Annotated in this window: 7 protein-coding genes; 2 read left to right on the top strand and 5 right to left on the bottom strand. The window is 61.4% G+C overall.

Annotated elements, in window-relative coordinates; genetic code table 11:
- The first annotated feature begins 2 nt into the window (after positions 1-2).
- Both ABH909_RS23060 and ABH909_RS23055 read left to right on the top strand, forming a co-directional pair.
- A complete protein-coding gene (locus ABH909_RS23060) occupies positions 3-13,661 on the top strand; it encodes a non-ribosomal peptide synthase/polyketide synthase (RefSeq protein ID WP_429437505.1) in 13,659 nt (4,552 codons plus the stop codon).
- An 88-nt stretch (positions 13,662-13,749) separates the two neighbouring features.
- Complete coding sequence (locus ABH909_RS23055; RefSeq protein WP_429437502.1) at positions 13,750-14,706, top strand: alpha/beta hydrolase; 957 nt, start codon at positions 13,750-13,752, stop codon at positions 14,704-14,706.
- 266 nt (positions 14,707-14,972) lie between these two features.
- On the opposite strand, the gene ABH909_RS23050 is transcribed toward ABH909_RS23055, so the two are convergent.
- The 5 genes from ABH909_RS23050 to ABH909_RS23030 all read right to left on the bottom strand — a co-directional run bounded on the left by ABH909_RS23050 (position 14,973) and on the right by ABH909_RS23030 (position 22,160).
- On the bottom strand, positions 14,973-15,332 hold the full coding sequence (locus tag ABH909_RS23050; RefSeq protein WP_429437499.1) for a DUF6124 family protein: 360 nt from the start codon (positions 15,330-15,332) through the stop codon (positions 14,973-14,975).
- A gap of 544 nt (positions 15,333-15,876) precedes the next feature.
- Positions 15,877-16,458, bottom strand: a complete 582-nt coding sequence (locus ABH909_RS23045; protein WP_429437497.1) for a nucleotidyltransferase family protein — start codon at positions 16,456-16,458, stop codon at positions 15,877-15,879.
- A 323-nt stretch (positions 16,459-16,781) separates the two neighbouring features.
- A complete protein-coding gene (locus ABH909_RS23040; RefSeq protein ID WP_429437495.1) occupies positions 16,782-19,262 on the bottom strand; it encodes a TonB-dependent siderophore receptor in 2,481 nt (826 codons plus the stop codon).
- 117 nt (positions 19,263-19,379) lie between these two features.
- Positions 19,380-21,029, bottom strand: a complete 1,650-nt coding sequence (locus ABH909_RS23035; protein ID WP_429437493.1) for a cyclic peptide export ABC transporter — start codon at positions 21,027-21,029, stop codon at positions 19,380-19,382.
- Between the two features lie 243 nt (positions 21,030-21,272).
- Positions 21,273-22,160, bottom strand: coding sequence for a formylglycine-generating enzyme family protein (locus ABH909_RS23030; RefSeq protein WP_429437490.1), 888 nt, complete (start codon positions 22,158-22,160; stop codon positions 21,273-21,275).
- Between the last annotated feature and the right edge of the window lie 21 nt (positions 22,161-22,181).

Here is a 22,181-nt window from a genome sequence, read left to right as displayed (position 1 = left end):
GCGTGCAAGAGTTAATCGAGTCGGTAGGACAACTTTCGGCTAAGCAAAGAAAGGCTCTGGCGGTTCTGCTCAAGCAGAAAGGGGTCAACCTTTTTGACATTGCCCCGGTTTTCAAGCGCACGGCTGAAGAACCGTTGTTGCTGTCCTACGCTCAACAGCGCCAGTGGTTTCTCTGGGAATGGGCACCGCACAGCGCGGCCTACAACATCCCCACGGCCCTGCGTTTGCAGGGCCCGTTGGATGTGGCCGCGTTGCAGTGCAGTGTCCAGGCGCTGATTGAGCGTCACGAAACCTTGCGCACGGTGTTCACTCAAGACGCCGGGCACCCCTTGCAAACGATCCTGCCCGCAGGATCGTTTGCCCTGGATATTCACACGCTGAGCCCTGAACTGGCGGCAAACCCGCAGGCGTCGATCCAGGCCTTCGTCCAGACCCAGAGCCAGCAAGCTTTCGATTTGCAGACCGGCCCGCTGTTGCGCGCGGCCCTGCTGCAAGTCACCCCGCAGGATCACGTGCTGGTGCTGACCCTGCACCACATCGTGTCGGACGGTTGGTCGTTGCAGGTGATGATCGAGGAACTGGTGCAGTTGTATGCCGGTTTCAACCTCGGGCATGACGCCGGGCTGCCGGCCCTGCCGATTCAATACGCCGACTACGCTTTGTGGCAGCGGCAATGGATGGAGGCCGGCGAACAGGAGCGTCAACTGGCTTACTGGCAACAAAAGCTCGGCGGTGAGCAACCGGTGCTGGAGTTGCCCACCGACCGCCCGCGTCCAGTGGAACAGAGCTTTGCCGGCGCCAGTCACAACCTGATTCTGGACCCGACGCTGAGCGACAGCCTCAAGGCCTTCGCCCGACGGGAAAACGTCACGCTGTTCGTGCTGTTACTGGCCTCGTTCCAGGCCTTGTTGCACCGCTACAGCGGCCAGGCCGACATCCGTGTCGGTGTGCCGGTGGCCAACCGCGGGCGCGTGGAGATCGAGCGTCTGATCGGTTTCTTCGTCAACACCCAGGTGCTCAAGGCGGACGTCGACGGCCAAGCCAGCTTCGTCGATCTGCTGCGCCAGGTTCGGCAAACCGCGCAGGAAGCCCAGGCGCACCAGGACCTGCCGTTCGAACAACTGGTGGAAGCTCTGGAGCCGGGACGCAGCCTGAGTCATAGCCCGTTGTTCCAGGTGATGTTCAATCACCAGGCCGAAAGCCGCATCAGTGTCGAGACGCGCTTGAACGGTTTGAGCATCGAGCCGCTGGAATGGCAAAGCACAACCGCGCAGTTCGACCTGGTGCTGAACACCACCGAACAGGCCCATGGCATTGAAGCGGTGCTCAAGTACGCCACCGACCTGTTCGAAGCTTCGACCATCGAACGTCTGGCGCATCACTGGCGCAACCTGCTGCAGGCGATCGTTCAAGACCCGAGCCTGCGCATTGCCCAACTGCCGGTACTCGATGACGCGCAGCAACAGCAACTGCTCGCGCACTGGAACCCGAGCCCGGTGGTGCACCCGGTCAGCCAGTGCATTCATCAGTTGATCGAGGCTCAGGCCGAGCGTCATCCGGATGCGCCAGCAGTGGTGTTCGCCGGGCAACGGCTGACATACGCCGAACTCAATCAACAGGCCAACCAATGGGCGCATCAGCTGATCGCCCATGGCGTCGGCCCCGATGTGCGGGTGGGCGTGGCGGTGGAGCGTTCGCTGGACATGATCGTCGCCATTGTCGCCGTGCTGAAGGCCGGTGGCGCTTATGTGCCGCTGGACCCGAGCTACCCCGACGACCGTTTGCGCTTCATGATCGAGGACAGCGGCATCGAGCTGTTGCTGACCCAGGGACATCTGCGGGCGCAGCTGCCGATTCCACCGGGGCTGGCTTGCCTGGATTTGAATCAACCACCGCAGGACAGCAGCACGGCCAATCCGCCGTGCACGACTACGGCAGACAACCTCGCGTATGTGATTTATACCTCCGGCTCCACCGGCAAGCCCAAAGGCGCGTTGCTGCCCCATGGCAATGTCATTCGCCTGTTCAGCGCCACCGATCACTGGTTCGGTTTCGGCCCCGAGGACAGCTGGACCCTGTTCCATTCGTACGCGTTCGATTTCTCGGTCTGGGAAATTTTCGGCGCACTGCTTCACGGCGGCAAACTGGTGGTGGTGCCTCACGACGTCACCCGTTCGCCGGAAGAGTTCTACACCTTGCTCTGCGATGAACAAGTCACCGTTCTGAACCAGACGCCGTCGGCGTTCAAACCGCTGATGCAAGTGGCCAGTGCCTCGTCGCGCAACCATGCCCTGCGTTACGTGGTGTTTGGCGGCGAAGCGCTGGAAGTGCAGAGCCTGCGCCCCTGGTTCGAGCGTTTTGGTGACCGCGCGCCGACGCTGATCAACATGTACGGCATCACCGAAACCACCGTGCATGTGACCTACCGCCCGCTGTCCATGGCTGACTTGCAACAGAGCCACAGCAGCCCGATCGGCGAGCCGATTGTCGACCTGTCGTGGTACTTGCTCGATGACGCGCTGAACCTGGTGCCCCAAGGGTGCATTGGCGAGTTGTACATCGCCGGGGCCGGGCTCGCGCGGGGGTATCTGAATCAGCCAGGCATGAGCGCCACGCGGTTCGTTCCGGATCCGTTCAACCCTGTGGCCGGCGAACGTCTGTACCGCACCGGCGACCTGGCGCGGCTGCGCGGCGACGGAGTGATCGAGTACATCGGTCGTATCGACCATCAGGTGAAGATTCGCGGTTTTCGTATCGAACTGGGGGAAATCGAAACCCGATTGCTCAAGCATGACGCGGTACGTGAAGCCGTGGTGCTGGCGGTCGAAGGGCTCAGTGGGCAGCAACTGGCCGCGTGGATCGTGCCGAGCGAGCCACTGGACGCGGAGGCCCATGCCGGCTTGCGCGATTCGATCAAGGCGCAATTGCGTGAAAGCCTGCCGGACTACATGGTGCCGGTCAGCTGGGTGTTCCTCGACCGCCTGCCGCTGACGGCCAACGGCAAGCTCGATCGCAAGCAACTGCCCAACCCTGATGTGAGCCTGGTGCAAGAGGCTTATGCGGCACCGCGCAGCGAACTCGAACAGCGTCTGGCCGAGATCTGGCAGGACGTGTTGAAAGTCGAGCGGGTGGGACTCAACGACAACTTCTTTGAACTGGGCGGCGATTCGATCATCTCGATTCAGGTGGTCAGCCGGGCGCGTCAGGCGGGCATCCGCTTTTCGCCCAAAGACATCTTCCAGCATCAGACCGTGCAACGCCTGGCCACCGTCGCACAGCAGAGCGATGCGGTGCAGGCGATGCAAGGCGATGTGCTCGGCGCGGCCGTGCTGACGCCGATTCAACAGTACTTCTTCGCCACCGAGATTCCTCAGCGTCAGCACTGGAACCAGTCGATCCTGCTGACCCCGGCTGAACCTCTGCAAGCGGCTGCGCTGGAGCAGGCCCTGGAACATCTGCAACGGCATCACGATGCCTTGCGTCTGCGCTATCGCCAGACCGCAGGTGGCTGGGCGCAGGAACATGCCGCCATCGATCAGCCGAACGCACTGCTGCGCACCGTTGCTTTGCATGACAGCAAGGCCTTGCCCGCGCTGTGCCTGGAGCTGCAGCGCAGCCTGAACCTGAGCGACGGTCCGTTGATCCGCGCGGCCTTGGTGGATTTGCCCGATGCCAGCCAGCGACTGCTGTTGGTGATCCATCACCTGGTGGTCGATGGTGTGTCGTGGCGGATCCTGCTCGAAGACCTGCAAACCGCTTATCAACAACTGCGTGCCGGCACGCCGTTGCGCCTGCCGGCCAAGACCTCGGCGTTCAAGGATTGGGGCGAACGCCTGCAAGGTTATGCGCGCAGCGCCGGGCTGGAAACCGAACTGGATTACTGGCGCGAGCAACTGGCCGAAGCACCGGCGGTCATGCCGCTGGACAACCCTGATGGACAACTGCAGAACCGTTTCGAGCGCAGCGTCGATACCCGTCTGGATGCCGAGCGCACCCGGCAATTGCTGCAACAGGCACCGGCGGTGTATCGCACTCAGGTCAACGATTTGCTGTTGACCGCGCTGGCCCGGGTTTTGTGTGAGTGGACCGCCTCCGACAGCGCCCTGGTGCAGCTCGAAGGCCATGGTCGCGAAGACCTGTTCGACGACCTCGACCTGAGCCGTACCGTGGGCTGGTTCACCAGCATGTTCCCGGTGCGCCTGACTCCGCAGGCCAGCCTCGAAGCGTCCATCAAGGGCATCAAGGAACAACTGCGCTCGATCCCCAACAAAGGCATCGGCTATGGGTTGCTGCGTTATCTGGGCAGCGACGCTGCGCAGGCAGCCCTGAGCGGTTTGTCCCAACCCAAGGTGACGTTTAACTACCTGGGGCAGTTCGATAACAACTTCGACGAAGGCGCCCTGTGGGTGCCGGCCACCGAAGACAAGGGCGCCGGTCAGGACGAACAGGCGCCGATGAGCAACTGGCTGACCATTGACGGCCGCGTCTACCAGGGGCAATTGAGCCTGACCTGGACTTACAGCGCTGACGTGTTCGAAGAGGCGACCATCAACGCCCTGGCCCGCGCTTATGAAGTCGCGCTGAGTGAGTTGATCGAGCATTGCCTGAGTCATCCGAGCGGCGGCCTGACCCCTTCCGATGTGCCGCTTGCCGGGTTGTCCCAGGCGCATCTGGACAGCCTGCCGATCGCCGCGCAGCGGATTGAGGACATTTACCCGCTGGCGCCGATGCAGCAGGGCATTCTGTTCCACAGCCTGTACGACGCCGACGCCAGCGCTTACGTCTATCAGATGCTGCTGGATATCGACGGTCTGGATGTACCGCGCTTCCAGCAAGCCTGGCAGCGGGTGGTGGACCGTCATGAAGTGCTGCGCGCCGGTTTCATCTGGGGCCATGACGGCCTCGATACACCGCTGCAAGTGATCAATCGCCAACTGACCCTGGAAATGCCGGAAGTGGATGTGCGTGCAGAACCGGACGTGCAGGCCGTGCTTGAGGCCCGTGCCTTGGCTGATCGCGAACGTGGTTTCGACTTACAGAATCCGCCGCTGCTGCGCCTATGCCTGCTGCGCACCGCCGATGACCGTCATCGCCTGATCTTCACCTGCCACCACATTCTCATGGACGGCTGGAGCAACTCGCGGATGTTTGGCGAAGTGCTGCAGGATTACGCCGGGCATCCGGTGCCGAGTGCCCAAGGCCGTTATCGCGACTTCCTGGCCTGGCTGCAACGCCAGGACAAGGACGCGGCGCAAGCCTTCTGGCGCGGGCAATTGGCCGAACTGGACGAGCCGACGCGGCTGGCCTCGGCCTGCCACGGGCAAACCGTGCCCGGCCCCGGCAAAGGCGTGCATAAGCTGACCTTTGACGCCGCCTTCACTCAGCGCCTCAACGGTTTCTCGCGTCAACAGCAAGTGACGCTTAACAGTCTGGTGCAAGCCGCGTGGCTGTTGGTGTTGCAGCGCTACACCGGCCAAAGCAGCGTCGCATTTGGCGCGACGGTGTCCGGTCGCCCGGTGGACCTGCCGGGTATCGAGCAACAGTTGGGCCTGTTCATCAATACCCTGCCGGTGATCGCCAGCCCGCAAGCGACCTGCAGTGTCCGCGACTGGGTGCGCGGCGTGCAGGATAAGAACCTGTTGCTGCGTGATTACGAACAGACGCCATTGCAAGACATTCAACGCCTGGCCGCGCTCAACGGTGAAGCGTTGTTCGACACCTTGCTGGTGTTCGAAAACTACCCCGTATCCGACACTCTGGAGGCCAACCCGGGCGGCTTGCGTTTCAGCGGTCTCGAACACCGTGAGCAAACCAACTACGGCCTGACGCTGATCGCCGGTGCCGGCGAGGTGTTGAGCCTGGACTTCAACTACCTCACCGAGCACTTCGCCGAGCGCAGCATTGTCGGCCTGGCGGCTCATCTGGAAGAAGTGCTGCGCCAGTTCCTCGACGCACCGCAACGCTTGCTGGGCGAGATCGGCTTGTTGCCGGCGACCGAGCTGCGCACTCTGGCCGAATGGAATGACCATCACGCCGCGTATCCGACCCAAGCCTTGATCCATCAGGGCTTCGAAGCCCAGGTCGAAGCGCGGCCACAGGCGATTGCCTTGCGCCATGCCGGTACTGATTTGACCTATGCCGAACTCAATCGCCGCGCCAATCAGTTGGCCCGTCATCTGCAAACCCTGGGTGTCGGCGCAGAAATTCGCGTGGGCGTGGCGATGCCTCGTTCCGCCGAACTGGTGATTGCCTTGATGGCGGTGCTCAAGGCCGGTGGCACCTACGTGCCGCTGGACCCGGACTACCCGGCGGATCGCCTGGCCTACATGCTCGACGACAGTCAGGCGCGGGTTCTTTTGACTCAGCAGCATTTGCTGTCGCAATTACCCGAGACCCAGGCGCAAATGGTGTGGGTCGAGGCGGGCGGTCAGGCCTTCGCTGACCTGGCATCGCACAACCTTGAGGGCGGGATTGATTCTGCCAACCTGGCTTATGTGATTTATACCTCTGGTTCCACCGGTAAACCGAAGGGCGTGGCGATTGCGCATCGCAACGTGCAGGCGCTGATTCATTGGTCGCACGAGGTGTACAGCGAAGAGGACCTGCAAGGCGTGCTGGCCTCGACTTCGGTGTGCTTCGACCTGTCGGTGTGGGAGATTTTCGTCACCCTGGCCCGCGGCGGTTCGATCATCATGGCGCGCAATGCCCTGGAATTGCCGGAGCTGCCGGAGCGCGATCAGGTGCGCCTGATCAACACCGTGCCGTCGGCCATCGCGGCCTTGCAGCGCGCCGGACAGATTCCCCAAGGCGTGCGCATCATCAATCTTGCGGGTGAACCGCTCAAACAAAGCCTGGTGGACACGCTGTACCGCGAGACCTCGGTCGAGCACGTTTACGATTTGTACGGGCCATCGGAAGACACCACCTATTCGACCTGCACCCGCCGCGAAGCCGGCGGCCAGGCGAACATCGGCCGACCGCTGGTGAACACCACTGCCCACTTGCTCGATGCCCAATTGCAGGCCGCGCCAATTGGGGTTGCCGCCGAGTTGTACCTGGCCGGTGACGGCATTACCCGTGGCTATCTGTTCCGCCCGGGCCTGACCGCCGAGCGCTTTGTGCCTAACCCGCTGGCCAGCAATGGCGAGCGGATGTACCGCACCGGCGACCTCACCCGTTTCTGTGACGACGGCCTGATCGAATACGTCGGCCGCATCGACCATCAGGTCAAGGTGCGCGGGTTCCGTATCGAACTGGGTGAAATCGAAGCGCGCCTGTTGGCTCACGACAGCGTGCGCGAAGGCGTGGTGCTGGCGGTGGAAGGCCATAGCGGCCAGCAACTGGTGGCCTATGTGGTGCCGACGCAGTTAGACCTGAGCCCGCAACAACAGGACGATCTGAGCGAAACGCTCAAGGCCGGGCTCAAGGCGCACCTGCCGGATTACATGGTGCCGGCGCAATGGCTGTTCATCGAACAATTGCCGCTGACCCCCAACGGCAAACTCGATCGCAAGGCGTTGCCGACCCCGGACGCCAACCAGCTGCAACGCGATTACGTGGCACCGCGCACCGCACTGGAGCAGCAGATTGCCGGGATCTGGCAAGACATTCTGAAACTTACGCGGGTCGGCGTGACCGACAACTTCTTCACCCTGGGCGGCGATTCGATCATCTCCATTCAGGTGGTGAGCCGGGCGCGTCAGCAGGGAATCAGCTTCACGCCCAAGGATCTGTTCCAGCAGCAGACCGTCCAGGGGCTGGCCACTGTCGCGCAACTTGGCAAAGCCCTGGCGTCAATCGATCAAGGTCCAGTGACAGGTGAGACACCGTTGCTGCCGATTCAGCAATGGTTCTTCGAGCAACCCTTGCCGCAGCGTCATCACTGGAATCAGTCGGTGCTGCTCAAACCGTTGAACCCTCTGCTGGCCGCGACGCTTGAGCAGGCCTTACACGCGCTGATCGATCATCACGACGGCCTGCGCCTGGGCTTTGCCCAAACCTCAGGCGGCTGGTCGGCGAGCTATCGGACCGTGGAACACCAGCGCCTGTCACCGTTGTGGCTGGAATCGGTCAGCGATGCCGCCCACCTGGAACGCGTCGCCGAACAAGCCCAACGCAGCCTGGATCTGCAACAAGGCCCGTTGTTGCGCGCGGTGTTGTTCAGTTTGCCCGAGGGCGAACAGCGCTTGTTGTTGATCGTTCATCACCTGGTGGTCGATGGTGTGTCGTGGCGGATCCTGCTGGAGGATTTGCAGGGCAGCTACCGCCAGTTACTGGCCGGCGAACCGTTGGCATTGGCGGCCAAGACCACGTCCTTTAAGCAGTGGGCGGAGCAATTGCAACGTCACGCCCGCAGTGAATCGCTGCTTGGACAACTGCCTTACTGGCAGGCGCAGCACTCGGACGGCGCGCCGCTGCCGCAAGATAACCCCCAGGGCAGCCTGCAGAGCCGCCATGCCTTGACGCTTTACAGTCGCCTGAACCCGACCTTGACCCGACGACTGCTGCAACAGACCCCGGCGGCTTACCGCACACAGGTCAACGACCTGTTGCTGACGGCGCTGGCCCGGGTAATCGCCCGTTGGAGCGAACAGTCGTCGGTGCTGATTCAGCTCGAAGGCCATGGTCGTGAAGATCTGTTCGACGGCCTCGATCTGACCCGCACAGTCGGCTGGTTCACCAGCCTGTTCCCGGTCAAATTGACCCCGACCCAGGCGCTGGTCGGCTCGATCAAGCACATCAAGGAGCAACTGCGCGCGATTCCGGATCGTGGCCTGGGTTACGGTGTGCTGCGTTATCTGGGGGACGAGGCTTGCCAGGCGTCGCTGCGGACCTTGCCGACACCGCGTATCACCTTCAACTACCTGGGCCAGTTCGACGGTAGCTTCGATAGCCAGAGCGGTGCCTTGTTTGTGCCGGCCGATGAGGGCAAGGGCGCAGAGCACAGTGACGATGCGCTGCTGGGTAACTGGCTGACGCTCAACGGCCAGGTATACGGCGGCGAGTTGAGTGTCGGCTGGTCGTTCAGCACGCAGATGTTCAACGCCTCGACCATCGAACGCCTGGCGGAGGAGTACGCCCGGGAACTGGAGCTGCTGATCGAGCATTGCTGCCAGCCGGACAGCCATGGCGTCACGCCGTCGGACTTCCCGTTGGCGCATCTGGATCAGGCCCGACTGGACGCCTTGCCTATAGCCCCGTCCCGGATCGAAGACATTTATCCGCTGTCGCCGATGCAAGAAGGCATGCTGTTCCACACCTTGTCGGACAATGGTTCCAGCCTGTACGTCAATCAGATCAGTTTGCCGGTGGGCGGTCTGGATGTTGAGCGTTTCCGCAAGGCCTGGGAGGCGGTCATCGAGCGTCAGGCTATCCTGCGCACCAGTTTCCATTGGCACGATGGCTTGGCCAAACCGCTGCAAATTGTCCAGCGTCAGGCGACGCTCGATTTGCAGGTGCTCGACTGGCGCGATCGCGACGTCAGCGAGGCGGACATCGCCGCGCGGGCCGCCGAGGATCGCGCGCGAGGCTTCGAACTGACCCATGCGCCACTGCAGCGAGTGTTGTTGATTCGCAACACTGAAGATCAGTACCAGATGGTCTGGACCAGTCATCACATTCTGATGGACGGCTGGAGCAGCTCGCGCTTGTTTGGTGAGGTGATCCAGCATTACGCCAAGGGTGAAATCAGCGCTGAAAACGGCCGCTACCGCGACTTCATTGCCTGGTTGCAAGCCCAGGACCAGGACGCCCGGGAGCTGTTCTGGAAAGCCCGGCTCGCCCCGGTCAACGAGGCGACGGCATTGAGCCAGGCCATCCATCCCCGGCATGTGTCCGATGAACCCGGCCACAACGCCATCTACTCCCATTGGGACGCGCAACAGACCGGGCGTCTGCTGCAGTTCTGCCGCGATCTGCGGATTACCCCGAACACCTTGATCCAGGGCGCCTGGTTGCTGCTGTTGCAGCGCTACACCGGGAAAAACACCGTGACCTTTGGTGCCACGGTGTCCGGGCGTCCCGAGAGTTTGCCCAATGTCGGCAACATGCTGGGTCTGTTCATCAACACCTTGCCGATCATTCAGACGCTGGAACCGGATCAGCCTCTGGCAGACTGGCTGAACCGGATCCAGGCGTACAACCTGGATATCCGCGACCATTCCCAGGCTCCGTTGGCGGATGTGCAACGCTGGTCCGGCCTGGGCGGGCAGGCGCTGTTCGACAGCATCATCGTGTTCGAGAACTACCCGATCGACGACCGCCTGCAAGAAGACAACGATAGTGGCTTGAGCTTCGGCAAATCCATCGGCCATGACGTGACGAACGTGCCGATGGACCTGGCGGTGACGCTCGGCGACGAACTGTCGATTGAATACCTGTACCTGCGCAGCCACTTCAGTGCCGAGGCGGTGGAGGGGATTCGCCTGACCCTGGAAAACACCCTTGAGGCGATGATGCGCGCGCCTGGCGAACGCCTGGGTAACCTGCAGCGCCTGTCGCTCGAGCAATGGCAGGCGATGCAAACCTGGAGCGCCGAACCGCCAGCGGATCATCAGCCGCAGCTGTTGCCAGAGCTGATCAGTCGACACGCACTGAGTCAGCCTGAGGCCATTGCGGTGCAATGCGCCGGGCTGAGCCTGAGCTACGGCGAACTGGAACGACGGGCCAATCGTCTGGCCCATTGCTTGATCGAGCATGGCGCGGGGCCGGAAGTGGTGATTGGCGTGGCACTCCCACGTTCACTGGAAATGGTCGTCAGCTTCCTCGCCGTGCTCAAAAGCGGCGCGGCGTATGTGCCGTTGGACATTGATTATCCGCCGGAGCGTCTGGCGTACATGATCGAAGATTCCGGCATGGCGTTGCTGCTGACCCAGAGCAGCCTGCGGGCGACGTTACCGGCACCCGACGGCCTGTTGCGCCTTGAGCTGGATCAGCTCGACGAGTCCCGTTATGCCGATGAGGCGCCGGTGTGCCGCGTGCTGGAGCAAGGGCTGGCTTATCTGGTTTACACCTCGGGTTCCACCGGCCGGCCAAAAGGCGTGGCGGTCACCCAAGGGCCGCTGAGCATGCACTGTCAGGCCATCGCCACACTGTATGAAATGGACACCCGCAGTTGCGAGCTGCACTTCATGTCGTTCGCCTTCGACGGTGCCCATGAGCGCTGGTTGAGTACGCTGTACAGCGGCGGCCGGCTGGTGGTGCGCGACGGTTGCCTGTGGACGCCGGAGCAGACCTACCGGGCGCTGCACGAGTACGGCGTGACCATCGCTTGCTTCCCGCCGGCCTACCTCAAGCAACTGGCCGAGTACGCCGCGGCCAGTGGAATTGCACCGCCACCGGTGCGCATCTATTGCTTCGGCGGCGATGCGGTGCCGGACCAGACCTTCGAACAGGTCAAGGCGACGCTGCGTCCCGAGTACTTCACCAACGGCTATGGCCCCACGGAAACCGTGGTCACGCCGATGCTGTGGAAAGTGCCGGTGAGCCAGCAATGTGAAGCGGCTTATGCGCCGATCGGCCGGGCGGTGGGCGCACGTTCCCTGTATGTGCTGGATGAAGAATTGAATCCGCTGCCGCCCGGTTTTGCCGGCGAGTTGTACATCGGTGGCTACGGGGTTGCCCGTGGTTATCACGGTCGGCCGGACCTGACCTGCGAACGCTTCGTGCCCAACCCGTTTGCCGGCGGCGAGCGGTTGTACCGCACCGGCGATCTGGTGCGTTTGCGCCAGGACGGCGTGGTCGATTACGTCGGCCGCATCGACCATCAGGTCAAAGTGCGCGGGTTCCGCATCGAGCTGGGTGAAGTCGAGGCCAGCCTTCGGCAACTGGCGCAGGTCAGCGACGCCCTGGTGATCGCCCGGGACAATGCCTCCGGCAAGCAACTGATCGGTTATGTTGTCACCAACGCCGGCCAGCAGCTGGGTGATGAACTCAAGGCCGCTCTACGCAGCACCTTGCCGGAATACATGGTGCCGGCGCAGATCGTTTGCCTCAGTGCCTTCCCAATCACCCCCAACGGCAAGCTCGACCGCAAGGCATTGCCCGAGCCGGAGTTCAAAAGCGAGGAATACATCGCCCCGCGCAATCAGCAGGAACAACTGTTGGCGGACATTTGGGCGCAGGTGTTGCAGGTGGAGCAGGTCGGTATCAGCGACAACTTCTTCGAACTGGGCGGCGACTCGATCCTGAGCCTGCAAGTGATTTCCCGGGTCAGGAACCACCCGACCCTGCAGATGGACCTCAAGCTGCGCGATCTGATGCGCTACCAGACCATCGCCGGCATCGTCGAACAGGACGTGGTCAAGGCGAGCACCGCGCAACCGGCGGCGGACCTTACCCATGTGGCCAGCGAGGGGCTGTTCAATCTGCTGCCGATTCAGGAGTGGTTTTTTGCCGAGGGCATGGCCGAGTCTCATCACTACAACCAGTCGTTTTTGCTGAGTGCGCGTCAGACGCTGGATCTGGATGCCCTGGAACAGGCGCTGGGCTGGATCGAAAACCATCACGACACCTTGCGCCTGCGTTTCTGTCAGGAAGGCGGGCGCTGGTTGCAGCGCTATGCCGCACCGACCGAGCGCCGCGAGCCGGTGCTATGGCGTCGTGAGGTCGAGAGCAGCGAGCAGGTCGAAGCCTTGGCCAACCTGACGCAGCGCAGCCTTAAACTCGATGATGGACCGGCCTGGCGGGTGGTGCACATCGCCTTGCCGGACGGCCAGGCGCGGCTGTTGATGGTCATCCATCATCTGGTGGTCGACACCGTGTCGTGGCGAATTTTGCTCGACGACTTGAAGGTGGCCTATGAGGCCTGCGTGATGGGCATCGAACCGCAATTGCCGATCCGCACCAGCAGCTATCGCGCATTTGCCGAAGCGTTGCAGGCGCAGGCGCCGGTGATTGCCGAGCAGGAATTGGCCTACTGGCTGGAGCAACTGGATCAGCCGGGTATCGACCTGCCGTGCGACAACCGTCGCGGCAAGAATCAGGTGCGTCATCAGGCTCAGGCGCGGCTCAAGTTGTCTCCCGAACACACCGATCAGTTGCTCAAACAAGCGCCGGCGGTTTATCGCACGCAGATCAACGATTTGCTGCTGTCGGCCCTGAGCCGGGCGCTGTGCCGCTGGAGCGAACAGCCGTCGGCGCTGATTCTGCTGGAAGGGCACGGCCGCGAGGACCTGTTCGAGAACATCGACCTGAGTCGCAGCCTGGGCTGGTTCACCAGCATGTTCCCCGTACGGCTCACCCCCGACAGCGCGGACATCGGCGCGTCGATCATCAACGTGCAGGCGCAATTGGCGGCCATCCCGCAGAAGGGCATCGGCTATGGCGTATTGCGTCATCTGGCCGGACCGCAACTGGCCCGCCAATTGGCTGATCTGCCGCAGGCACGGGTGACGTTCAACTATCTGGGCCAGTTCGACCAGAGCTTCGACGAGCAAGCCTTGCTGGTACCGGCGCTGGAAGAAAGCGGCGACAACTACAGCTTGCAGGCCAATCTGGGCAACTGGCTGGAGATTGTTGGCCAGGTGTACGACGGCCAGTTGGCGCTGCGTTGCATCTACAGCAGCCAGCGTTATCGGGCCAGCACCATGGAGCGGCTCATGCAGGATTATCAGCGCGAGCTTGAGGCGTTGATCGAGCATTGCATGGCGCGGGTGGGCTGAGCCGGGGATTTAATCATTGCTGGGGGGCGTTGCTCAGGCGCGCCCCTTTTTTACTAACGCCCTTTTTGCGGATAGAAGGATTCTTTCGATGTCGCTACACCCTGATCTGGAAGCCTTCCTCGACCTGGCGCAAGACGGCCAGGACGCAGGCCAGCCAGCGCTGCATCAACTGACCCCGGCCGAGGCGCGGGCGATCTTCGAACAAACCACCGTGCAATTGCGTTGGAATGCCCCTCAGGATCTTGATGTGCAGGAGATCGACACCACGGCCCGGGACGGTGCGCCGCTGGCGTTGCGTTTGTATCGCCCGAGAGCGGCGACGGCGCCGATGCCGGTGCTGGTGTATTTCCATGGTGGTGGTTTTGTAGTGGGCAGCCTGGACTCCCATGACGGAGTCTGCCGCGAATTCTGCCGACGTACGCCGTGCGCGGTGTTGTCGGTAGGCTATCGGCTGGCGCCGGAGCATCGTTTCCCGACAGCGCTGGAGGATGGTGAAGACGCCTTGTCCTGGCTGGCGGAACAGGCGCTGGCCCTGGGGCTGGATGCCGGTCGCGTTGCATTCGGCGGTGACAGTGCCGGTGCCACGCTGGCGACGGTGCTGGCCTTGCAAGCGGTGGTTCAGCCACACACCGTGGCCATCGTCCCGAAGGTGCAGCTGCTGTGTTATCCGGTCACGGATGCCTCGCGCACCCACGATTCGCGTTTGTTGTTCAGTGAGGGGTATCTGCTGGAGAGCGACACGCTGGACTGGTTTTACCAGCACTACGCCCGCAGCCCCGAAGATTTGCTGGACTGGCGCTTCTCACCGTTGCTGGCTGAGGACTTGCGCGGGGTTGCGCCGGCGATTGTGTTGCTGGCCGGGTTCGATCCGTTGCTCGATGAAGGCCAGGCCTACGTCGATAAACTGCGTGCGCAGGGGGTGAGTGTCGAACTCGAACATTGCCCGGGGCTGACCCATGACTTGCTCAGATTGGCTTCGGTCATGCCGGATGTGTTGGGTGTGCATGAGCGCTTGAGTCGGGCGCTGAGTCGGTATTTGGGTTGAGCGTAAAGCTTCAAGATCAAAAGATCGCAGCCTGCGGCAGCTCCTACAGGTTCGGTGTTCGTCGTGGAGGTAGTTGTCGAGGTTCGTGAAAAACACCGCAGAGCTTTGCAGGCAGCCACGCTGTTGTGGCGAGGGAGCTTGCTCCCGCTGGGCTGCGAAGCGGCCCCAAATCCGGCAGTCACGGTTTTTCAGATGCACCGCACGCTCAGGTTTTGCGACTGCTGCGCAGCCGAGCGGGAGCAAGCTCCCTCGCCACAGGTTCTTCGCTAGCCTCGCGGATCGAGGTTATCCAGCACCCGGTTCACTGCCAACTCTCCAAGCATGACCACCGATTGAATCCCCAACATCATGTTGCGATGTGGCATGTCCATCAACCCGGCGAACTCACTGAGCATCATGCTGGCTGATGCCAGGGATTCGCAGGCGTTGACCAGCAGGGTTTCGTTATCGACTTCGGTGCCGACATGGTAAATGGTGCTGGGCTTGCGCTTGGTGTCTTTGGGGATGGGCGGTTTGAGGTAGTGGTCGAGGGCGCGGTCGGCGGCTTCGTTGAGTTTTTTGGAATCGTGGGATTCGTAGGGGGATGCCGGATCGGTTTCCGGTGGGTTCGGTGTAGGTTTGAACATAGATGGAACTCCATATGTGATTAAAGGAGCCATCACCCTCGCTACCAAACGAAGGGTGGTGGCCATACGAAGGTTGGTAGACCGGCCCACATGGAAAAACCGGCGCGCCCGAGGGCGCCCTGCGCATGGCCACCATCAAAACAAATGCCGAAAAAGCACCTGCATAAGGTGACGCTATGCGTCATGTGGGACAGCGGGCTACCAAACCCGATCGCTGTTTTTCAGCGACCCGGAAACGATAGAGCCCGGCCCTTAGACGCACAAGCCGGCGGATTCTGGCGTAGTCGTAGGCAGCGGCGCAAGAATGTGTAGCCTGAGTGAGTATCTGGAAGTGTCGTTTAAACAGTTCCTGTTTATTGGTCTGACTGTGGATCTTGTGGTGGATGGGCCGGCCTCTTCGCGAGCAAGCCCGCTCCCACAGGGGATCTTCGGTGAACACACTATTTGTGTACGCCTGAGATCAAATGTGGGAGCGGGCTTGCTCGCGAAGAGGCCCGGTGGAACACCGTCGAACTTTCAGTTAAACCAAAAAAGAAGTCATCGTTCAAAATTTGGATGACTCTATAAGTTGACCTGACTCCTGCCTGAGTAGAGGCCACACTGTCGTCCACCCCTTGGACTTCAAGCGCACTTGGTACATCGCTGTTTTTTCTTCAGTAAATCTCCAAGTGGGTCTGATGATCAGGTTGAAAAGATCATCCAGTCCCAAGGGGGCAGATACCTCACAGGTGTTTCCTTCGCGCAATCTGACGGCTATTGCCGTTGCTGTCTCTGGCCAGTAACGCATTGCATCAGTCGTGCAGATGTAAGGTTTATCGCCGTTCTGAACATGCATCCTCGCCTGATTTTTTACTGACCAGAGGACTGTCGGGTCCAAATCTCGCAGAGCTGCTTCTAAAGCCCTGTCATCTGAGGGAGTGCAGTGACATGGATCAAACCAGATTACATCGACGTCGCTCGCGATAGGAGATGGGAAGCGTCCGTGCAAGTGATCCCAAACCGCGTTCCGGACAAAACCTGCACCTATCCAACAATCCGGCAATCCCAGGGAATGAACAAGCTGGAGTAGACGCCATCGAGCGGGGTCTTCTGAAATGATTGTCTGGACTCTTGAAGCGTTATTCACTGACACCTCCAAGCTCGTTGGGTAGAAAGATTTCCCGCGCTACAGCCTATAGGGTGTGCGGGAGATGTCGATTAAACATCGCCTGTTTATTGGTCTGACTGTGCGTCTTGTAGTGGATGGGCCGGCCCCTTCGCGAGCAAGCCCGCTCCCACAGGGGATCTTCGGTGAACACACTATTTGTGTACGCCTGAGATCAAATGTGGGAGCGGGCTTGCTCGCGAAGAGGCCCGCTGGAACACCCTCGAACTTTCAGTTAAACCACCGTCCTTTTCCCGCACAAAAAAACGCCCCGCAATGGCGGGGCGTTTTCATTGAGGCTGCAATCAGAAGTCAGCCTTGACCGACATCACGAAGTTGCGTGGTTCACCGTAGAAGTTACCCCAACTTTCGGTACCGATAGTGGCGTAGTAGCGCTTGTCGAACAGGTTGTTGCCGTTCAGTGCCACGGACCAGGTGTCGTCGATGCGGTAGCCGATGCGACCGTTCCAGACCGCATAGCCGGCCTGGGTGACGTTGTTGTTGCTGGTCGGCGAGACGCGGTAGTTGCCGCTCTGGGCATTGACGCCGGCACCGACGGTGACGCGTTCCAGTGGGCCGCTGAGCGCATAGTCGCCCCACACACGCAGCAAGTGGCGCGGGACATAGGTGTTATATGACACACCATCCTGACTGACATCGGCGTCTTCCAGAATCCTGGTCTGGGTATAGGTGTAGCCGGCGAGCAATTGCAGACGGTCGATGACTTCACCGCTGACTTCAGCTTCGAAGCCCTGGGCGCGCACTTTGCCGGAGTTCAGCGAGCAGCTGCTGTCCGGGCAGGCCGGGTCATCCTGGGCTGCATCTTTCTGGATGGTGCGGAACAGGTTGACGGCGCTGTTCAGGCGACCGTCGAACCATTCACCTTTGATCCCCAGTTCATAGCTCTGGCCGATCAATGGCTTGAGCGTCGAACCGGTGATGGTCTTGTAGCCGCCCTGCGGAGTGAAGATATCCGCGTAGCTGGCGTAGGCGGTCAGGTTGTCGTTGATGTCGAACAGCAAGGCAGCGAACGGGGTGACTTGCCCGGTTTCCTTGGCCTCGGAGCTTGTCGGCGTGCCTTCGCCGCGCCAGAACGACACGGAATCGGTTTCGGACTTGTACCAGCTGACGCGACTGCCCAGGACGAAGGTCAGCGGATCGGCCAGTTTCAGGCGTGCCGTGGAGTAGGCGCCGTATTGCTTGATCCGGATATCCACCGGACCACCCCGGGAGGCATTGGCCAGGTAAAAACTTTCATCCGGCTGAGGCAGGTGATGGTCGGGGTTCAGCACATTCTGGCTCTGCGGCAAGAGGGCCACGGCGTAGAAGTCATCCTTGTGGGAGCGGCTGGCGTTGGCACCGACGATCAGCTCATGTTCTTGGCCGAATGCGTTGAATTTGCCGTCCACATAAGCGTCGAGGCCGTAGTCGACCTGATCGTAGTCAAAGATGCTGCCGATCATCGCGGTACTGGTGCTGGTGGCGCCAATCGGTACTGTACCGCTGGGGAAAGCGTATTCCATGTCCTGGGTGTTTTTCGAATAAACCCCGGCAACCTTCAGCGCCCAGTTGTCGTTGAACTCGTGTTTCAGGTCGCCAAAGTAGGTGGCCCGTTTGCTGCGCTGGTTGTTCCAGGCGGTGTTCAGGCACGTGGAACGAGAGAGCTTCAGGTCGCTGCCATCGGCGTAGCGCGGCAAACCGCCCCAGCACGGGGTGGCATCGACGTCTTCATAGGCCATGCCCAGGCCCAGGGTGGTGTAGTCGCTCAGGTCAAAGTCCAGCGCGGTGTAATAGATCTGGTCCCTGCGTTCGGCCACGTCATAGAAATACTGACGGGTCTGCTGGGTCACCACGGCCCGGCCACGAATGGTGCCGGCGTCGTTCAGCGGGCCGCCGGTGTCGACCTGGCCACGGTAGTTGTCCCAGGTGCCGGCAGACAACGACAGTTGAGTGTGCGGGGTGTCCTGGCCGCGCTTGCGCACAAAGTTCACACCACCGGCAGTGCCCCCGGCGCCCTTCATCATCCCGGCCGCACCGCGCAATACTTCGACCCGATCATAAATCGCCATGTCGCTGTTGAAGGCATCGGCCTGCACGTAGCTGCTGCCGATGTCCAGCGGCACGCCGTCGTACTGGTACTGGCCGGTCATGCGGAAACCCCGGGAGAAGAAGTACTTGCCACCCATGGGCGAGTCGTAAACGGTGATGCCCGGGGTCTTTTCCATGACCTGTTCGATGGTGTTCAGGTTCTGATCATCGAGCATCTTGCGCGTGATGACGGTGATCGACTGCGGGGTTTCCCTGAGCGAATGCTCGCCCTTGCCAATGGTCACCGCGCCGGTGGTGTAGGAGTTGCTGCCTTCGGTGGTCGCGCCCAACCGCTGACCGTTGATGCTGGTCGGTGCCAGTTCCATCGCACTGCCGGTGGCCGGCGCCAGCAGCGTGACGGTGTTGCCGTCGCGTTGATGGCGGATCCCGGTGCCCTTGAGCATCGCGTTCAGCGAATCATCTTCCTGGTAGCGGCCGCTGAGGGCACTGGAGCGCAAGTTCTGAATGCTCTCGGGGCTGTAGATGATTTGCAGATTGGTCTGTTGACCGAGGGTCTGCAGCGCCTGAGCCAATGGCTGGGCCGGGATGTTCAGGGTCCATTCCTGGGCCTGGACATACGGCGTCACCGCCAGGGTCATCGCCAGGCCGAGGCCGGTGGACGTCATGCGCGAGCGAGTGGTGCTGCTCATTAACAGGGCGCGGGTCAGAGGTCGAAGCATGAAACGGGATGCGGACATGAGGTTAAGACCTTGGCAGGTATAGTTGGTAATGGTTCTTATTCATCTCATTAAGACGAGGAGGCCGCGGCAAACCGGAAAAAATAATATTTTTCCGACCGGCCACGGCCTGATCGATTACGCGGGTTGCAGTTCGCTTTTGACTTTGCCGGCCTCCATGCGCACCAGTTGATCGGCGACGTCGAAGTAGCGGTCATCGTGGGAGATGACGATGATGGTCTTGCCCAGACGCTTCAGATCGGGCAGCAGTTCGGTGTAGAAAATGCGGCGGAAGGTCGGGTCCTGATCGGCCGCCCATTCGTCGAACACCAGCACCGGCCGTTCTTCGAGCCAGGCATTGACCAGCGCCAGGCGTTTGCGTTGGCCGGTGGAAAGATCGGTGGTGCTGAACGCGCCGTCGCGCACGCTGACCTTGTGCGCGATCTCCAGGCGTTCGAGGTAGCGCGTGGCATCCTGCGGCACTTGCCGGTCGCCCTGGATCAGGTCATCGAACAGGTAATAGTCGGCAAATATCGTGGTGAAGTTCTGCCGGTAGTCATCGCGGTTGAGCGCGGTGATCGGCTGGTCGTTCACGCGGATCTCGCCTTCGGTGGGTGCGTAAAGGCCCAGCAGCAGTTTGATCAGCGTGGTTTTGCCACAGCCGTTTTCACCGACGATGAACACGATGTCGCCTTGCTCGATGCGCAGGTTGACCGGCCCGAGACGGAAGGGCTCGCTGCCTTCCACCGGCGGGAAAGCGTAACGCACGTTGCGCAGTTCCAGGCTGCGGACCGGGCCGGATTTATGACCCGGGTCTTCCAGCAGCAGGTGCGGCTCCGGGGAGGAAAACTGTTCGCTGAGCTCGGCGATCCGGCGAAACGCAATCTGCGCCCGGCTGATGATCGGCAGGGTGCTGACCAAGTGTTCCAGCGGTCCTTTCATGTACAGCAGCACCAACACAAAACCGCTCATCACGGCCTTGTCGGCACTGGGCCAGAACGATTGCAGGGCCAGCGCCAGGCCGATGACCACGAAAAACAGCATCGAGCCGAACGACTTGGCAATGACGAAAGTATTGATCGAGCGGATCTGCGTATCACAGATTTTCTCGGCGGTTTTCTGGATGCCGGACACGAACATCCGCTGACGCCGCGGGCGGTGGATACGCAGTTCCTTGGCCCCTTCGGCGATGGCGTTGTAGTGCTTCTGCAGCTCGTCTTCGCAGTCTCGCGCCGCGTAGAAACCGCGCATGCCCTTGGCCCGGGCGATGGCCTGGAGGGTGGTGCCGATGGCGATGGCCACTAGCATCATCAGAAACATCGGCCACGACAGCATGGCCAGGTAGCCGAGGCAACCGAGGGTTACGGTCAGGGAAATCGCCAACGGCGCGAAGGCGAAGGCGAAATCGCTGATGGTGTCCACGTCGTGGGTCAGCACCGGGATCAACCGGTGGCTGCGGTAGCGCTCGATCTGGTCGATCGGCGCCGACAGCACTTTCTCTCCCAGCTCTTTGCGCAACTTGGCGATGATGTGCTGGCCGACGTAGTTGGTGCCGATGTCGGACACAATCGTGGTCAGCAGCGCCAGCATGCACAGCCCGGCAAAAATCATCACCACGGAGCGGGTCAGGCCGTCAGCGGAATGCAGGGCATTGTTGATGGTCGCCAGCAACACGGTGACGCTCAGGCCACCGATCATGCCGAGCACGATGGACACAGAGACGATCAGGCGGAAGGGCTTGAGCAGGGCGAGCAATTCGTTGATCGCCCCACGCGTTGGCTTGGTCATGGAGGATTCCTTTCGACACGGAGGGAGTGCCGGTACTTAAGGAAAACGAATGGTCGGGGACTTTATTTAAACGGTCACGAACGGTAGTTGCCGGTTAGTCACAAGACCTGCGGCGAGCGAAATTCCTGTGGGAGCGGGCTTGCTCGCGAAGACGTCGGCACAGTCAACATTGATGTCGCCTGACACACCGCTTTCGCGAGCAAGCCCGCTCCCACAGGTTCCGCGCCCCTCGCCACAGAGGATTCAGAGCTCACGCACTACACGAAACCCCAGCCAGTCGCCGCTGCTGGTGGGCAGGCTGCTGTTGCGATTGCCGGAGCGGGAAAACACCGGTGCTTCGCCCCAGTCGTTGCCGCGCATGACCTGGCGTTTGCACTTCTGCTCCAGCCACGGGCTGCCGTCGCTGGGTACGCCGACATAGTCTTCGCGGTAGCAGTCGGCGACCCACTCATAAACATTGCCGTGCATGTCGAACACGCCAAAGGCGTTGGCCGGGAAAGTGCCGGCCGGGGAGGTGAAGTTGTAGCCGTCGGCGGCGCCGTAAGTGTTGGCGTTTTTCGAGATCTGGTAGTCGGCGCCTTCATCGAAGGCAAACGGGAAAGCGCCGGTGCTGCCGGCGCGGGCGGCGTACTCGCGGATCGACTCGCTGGGCATGCGATAGGCATGACCGGTTTTCTCCGACAGCCAGGCAATGTAGCCCTGGGCTTCGGCCACGTTCATGCACACGGCCGGGTGACGCGCGGTCTGTTTAAAGCTGGGTTTGCCGGCGGTGCAGCGACGTCCCGGGCGATCATCGAAGTCGGCGGGGGTGTTGCCGGTGGCGCGCACGTACGCGTCCCATTCGCCGGCCAGTACCTGGAAGCGACTGATGGCGAAAGGGCGGGTGAAGGTCACTTCATGCAACGGCCCTTCATCGGTCTGGTGGCCGACTTCATCCTCTGGTGTGCCCATGGTGTAGCGGCCGGCGGGCAGCACGACCATTTCCGGACAGTCCTTGCAATCCTTGAACACCTTGCCGGGAGTTGGCGGGCTTGCGGCCTGGGCAGTGCCGGGCAGCAGACCGGCAAGCAGTGCGGTCAGTGCCAGGGCCGACAGGGTTCGCGGGGAAGAGGGTGTGTGGGGCGTTTTCATAAGTCGTCTCGGTTAAAGGAA

Origin of the sequence: Pseudomonas sp. BS3782 TE3695 (assembly GCF_050435305.1) — a bacterium.
Lineage (GTDB): Bacteria > Pseudomonadota > Gammaproteobacteria > Pseudomonadales > Pseudomonadaceae > Aquipseudomonas.
This window is presented reverse-complemented; position numbering and strand designations above follow the sequence as displayed.

Bases quoted from the DNA above. Each gene is read 5' to 3' on its own strand.
- ABH909_RS23055 (WP_429437502.1), top strand. From the start codon at position 13,750: ATGTCGCTACACCCTGATCTGGAAGCCTTCCTCGACCTGGCGCAAGAC.
- ABH909_RS23050 (WP_429437499.1), bottom strand. From the start codon at position 15,332: ATGTTCAAACCTACACCGAACCCACCGGAAACCGATCCGGCATCCCCC.
- ABH909_RS23040 (WP_429437495.1), bottom strand. From the start codon at position 19,262: ATGTCCGCATCCCGTTTCATGCTTCGACCTCTGACCCGCGCCCTGTTA.
- ABH909_RS23035 (WP_429437493.1), bottom strand. From the start codon at position 21,029: ATGACCAAGCCAACGCGTGGGGCGATCAACGAATTGCTCGCCCTGCTC.
- ABH909_RS23030 (WP_429437490.1), bottom strand. From the start codon at position 22,160: ATGAAAACGCCCCACACACCCTCTTCCCCGCGAACCCTGTCGGCCCTG.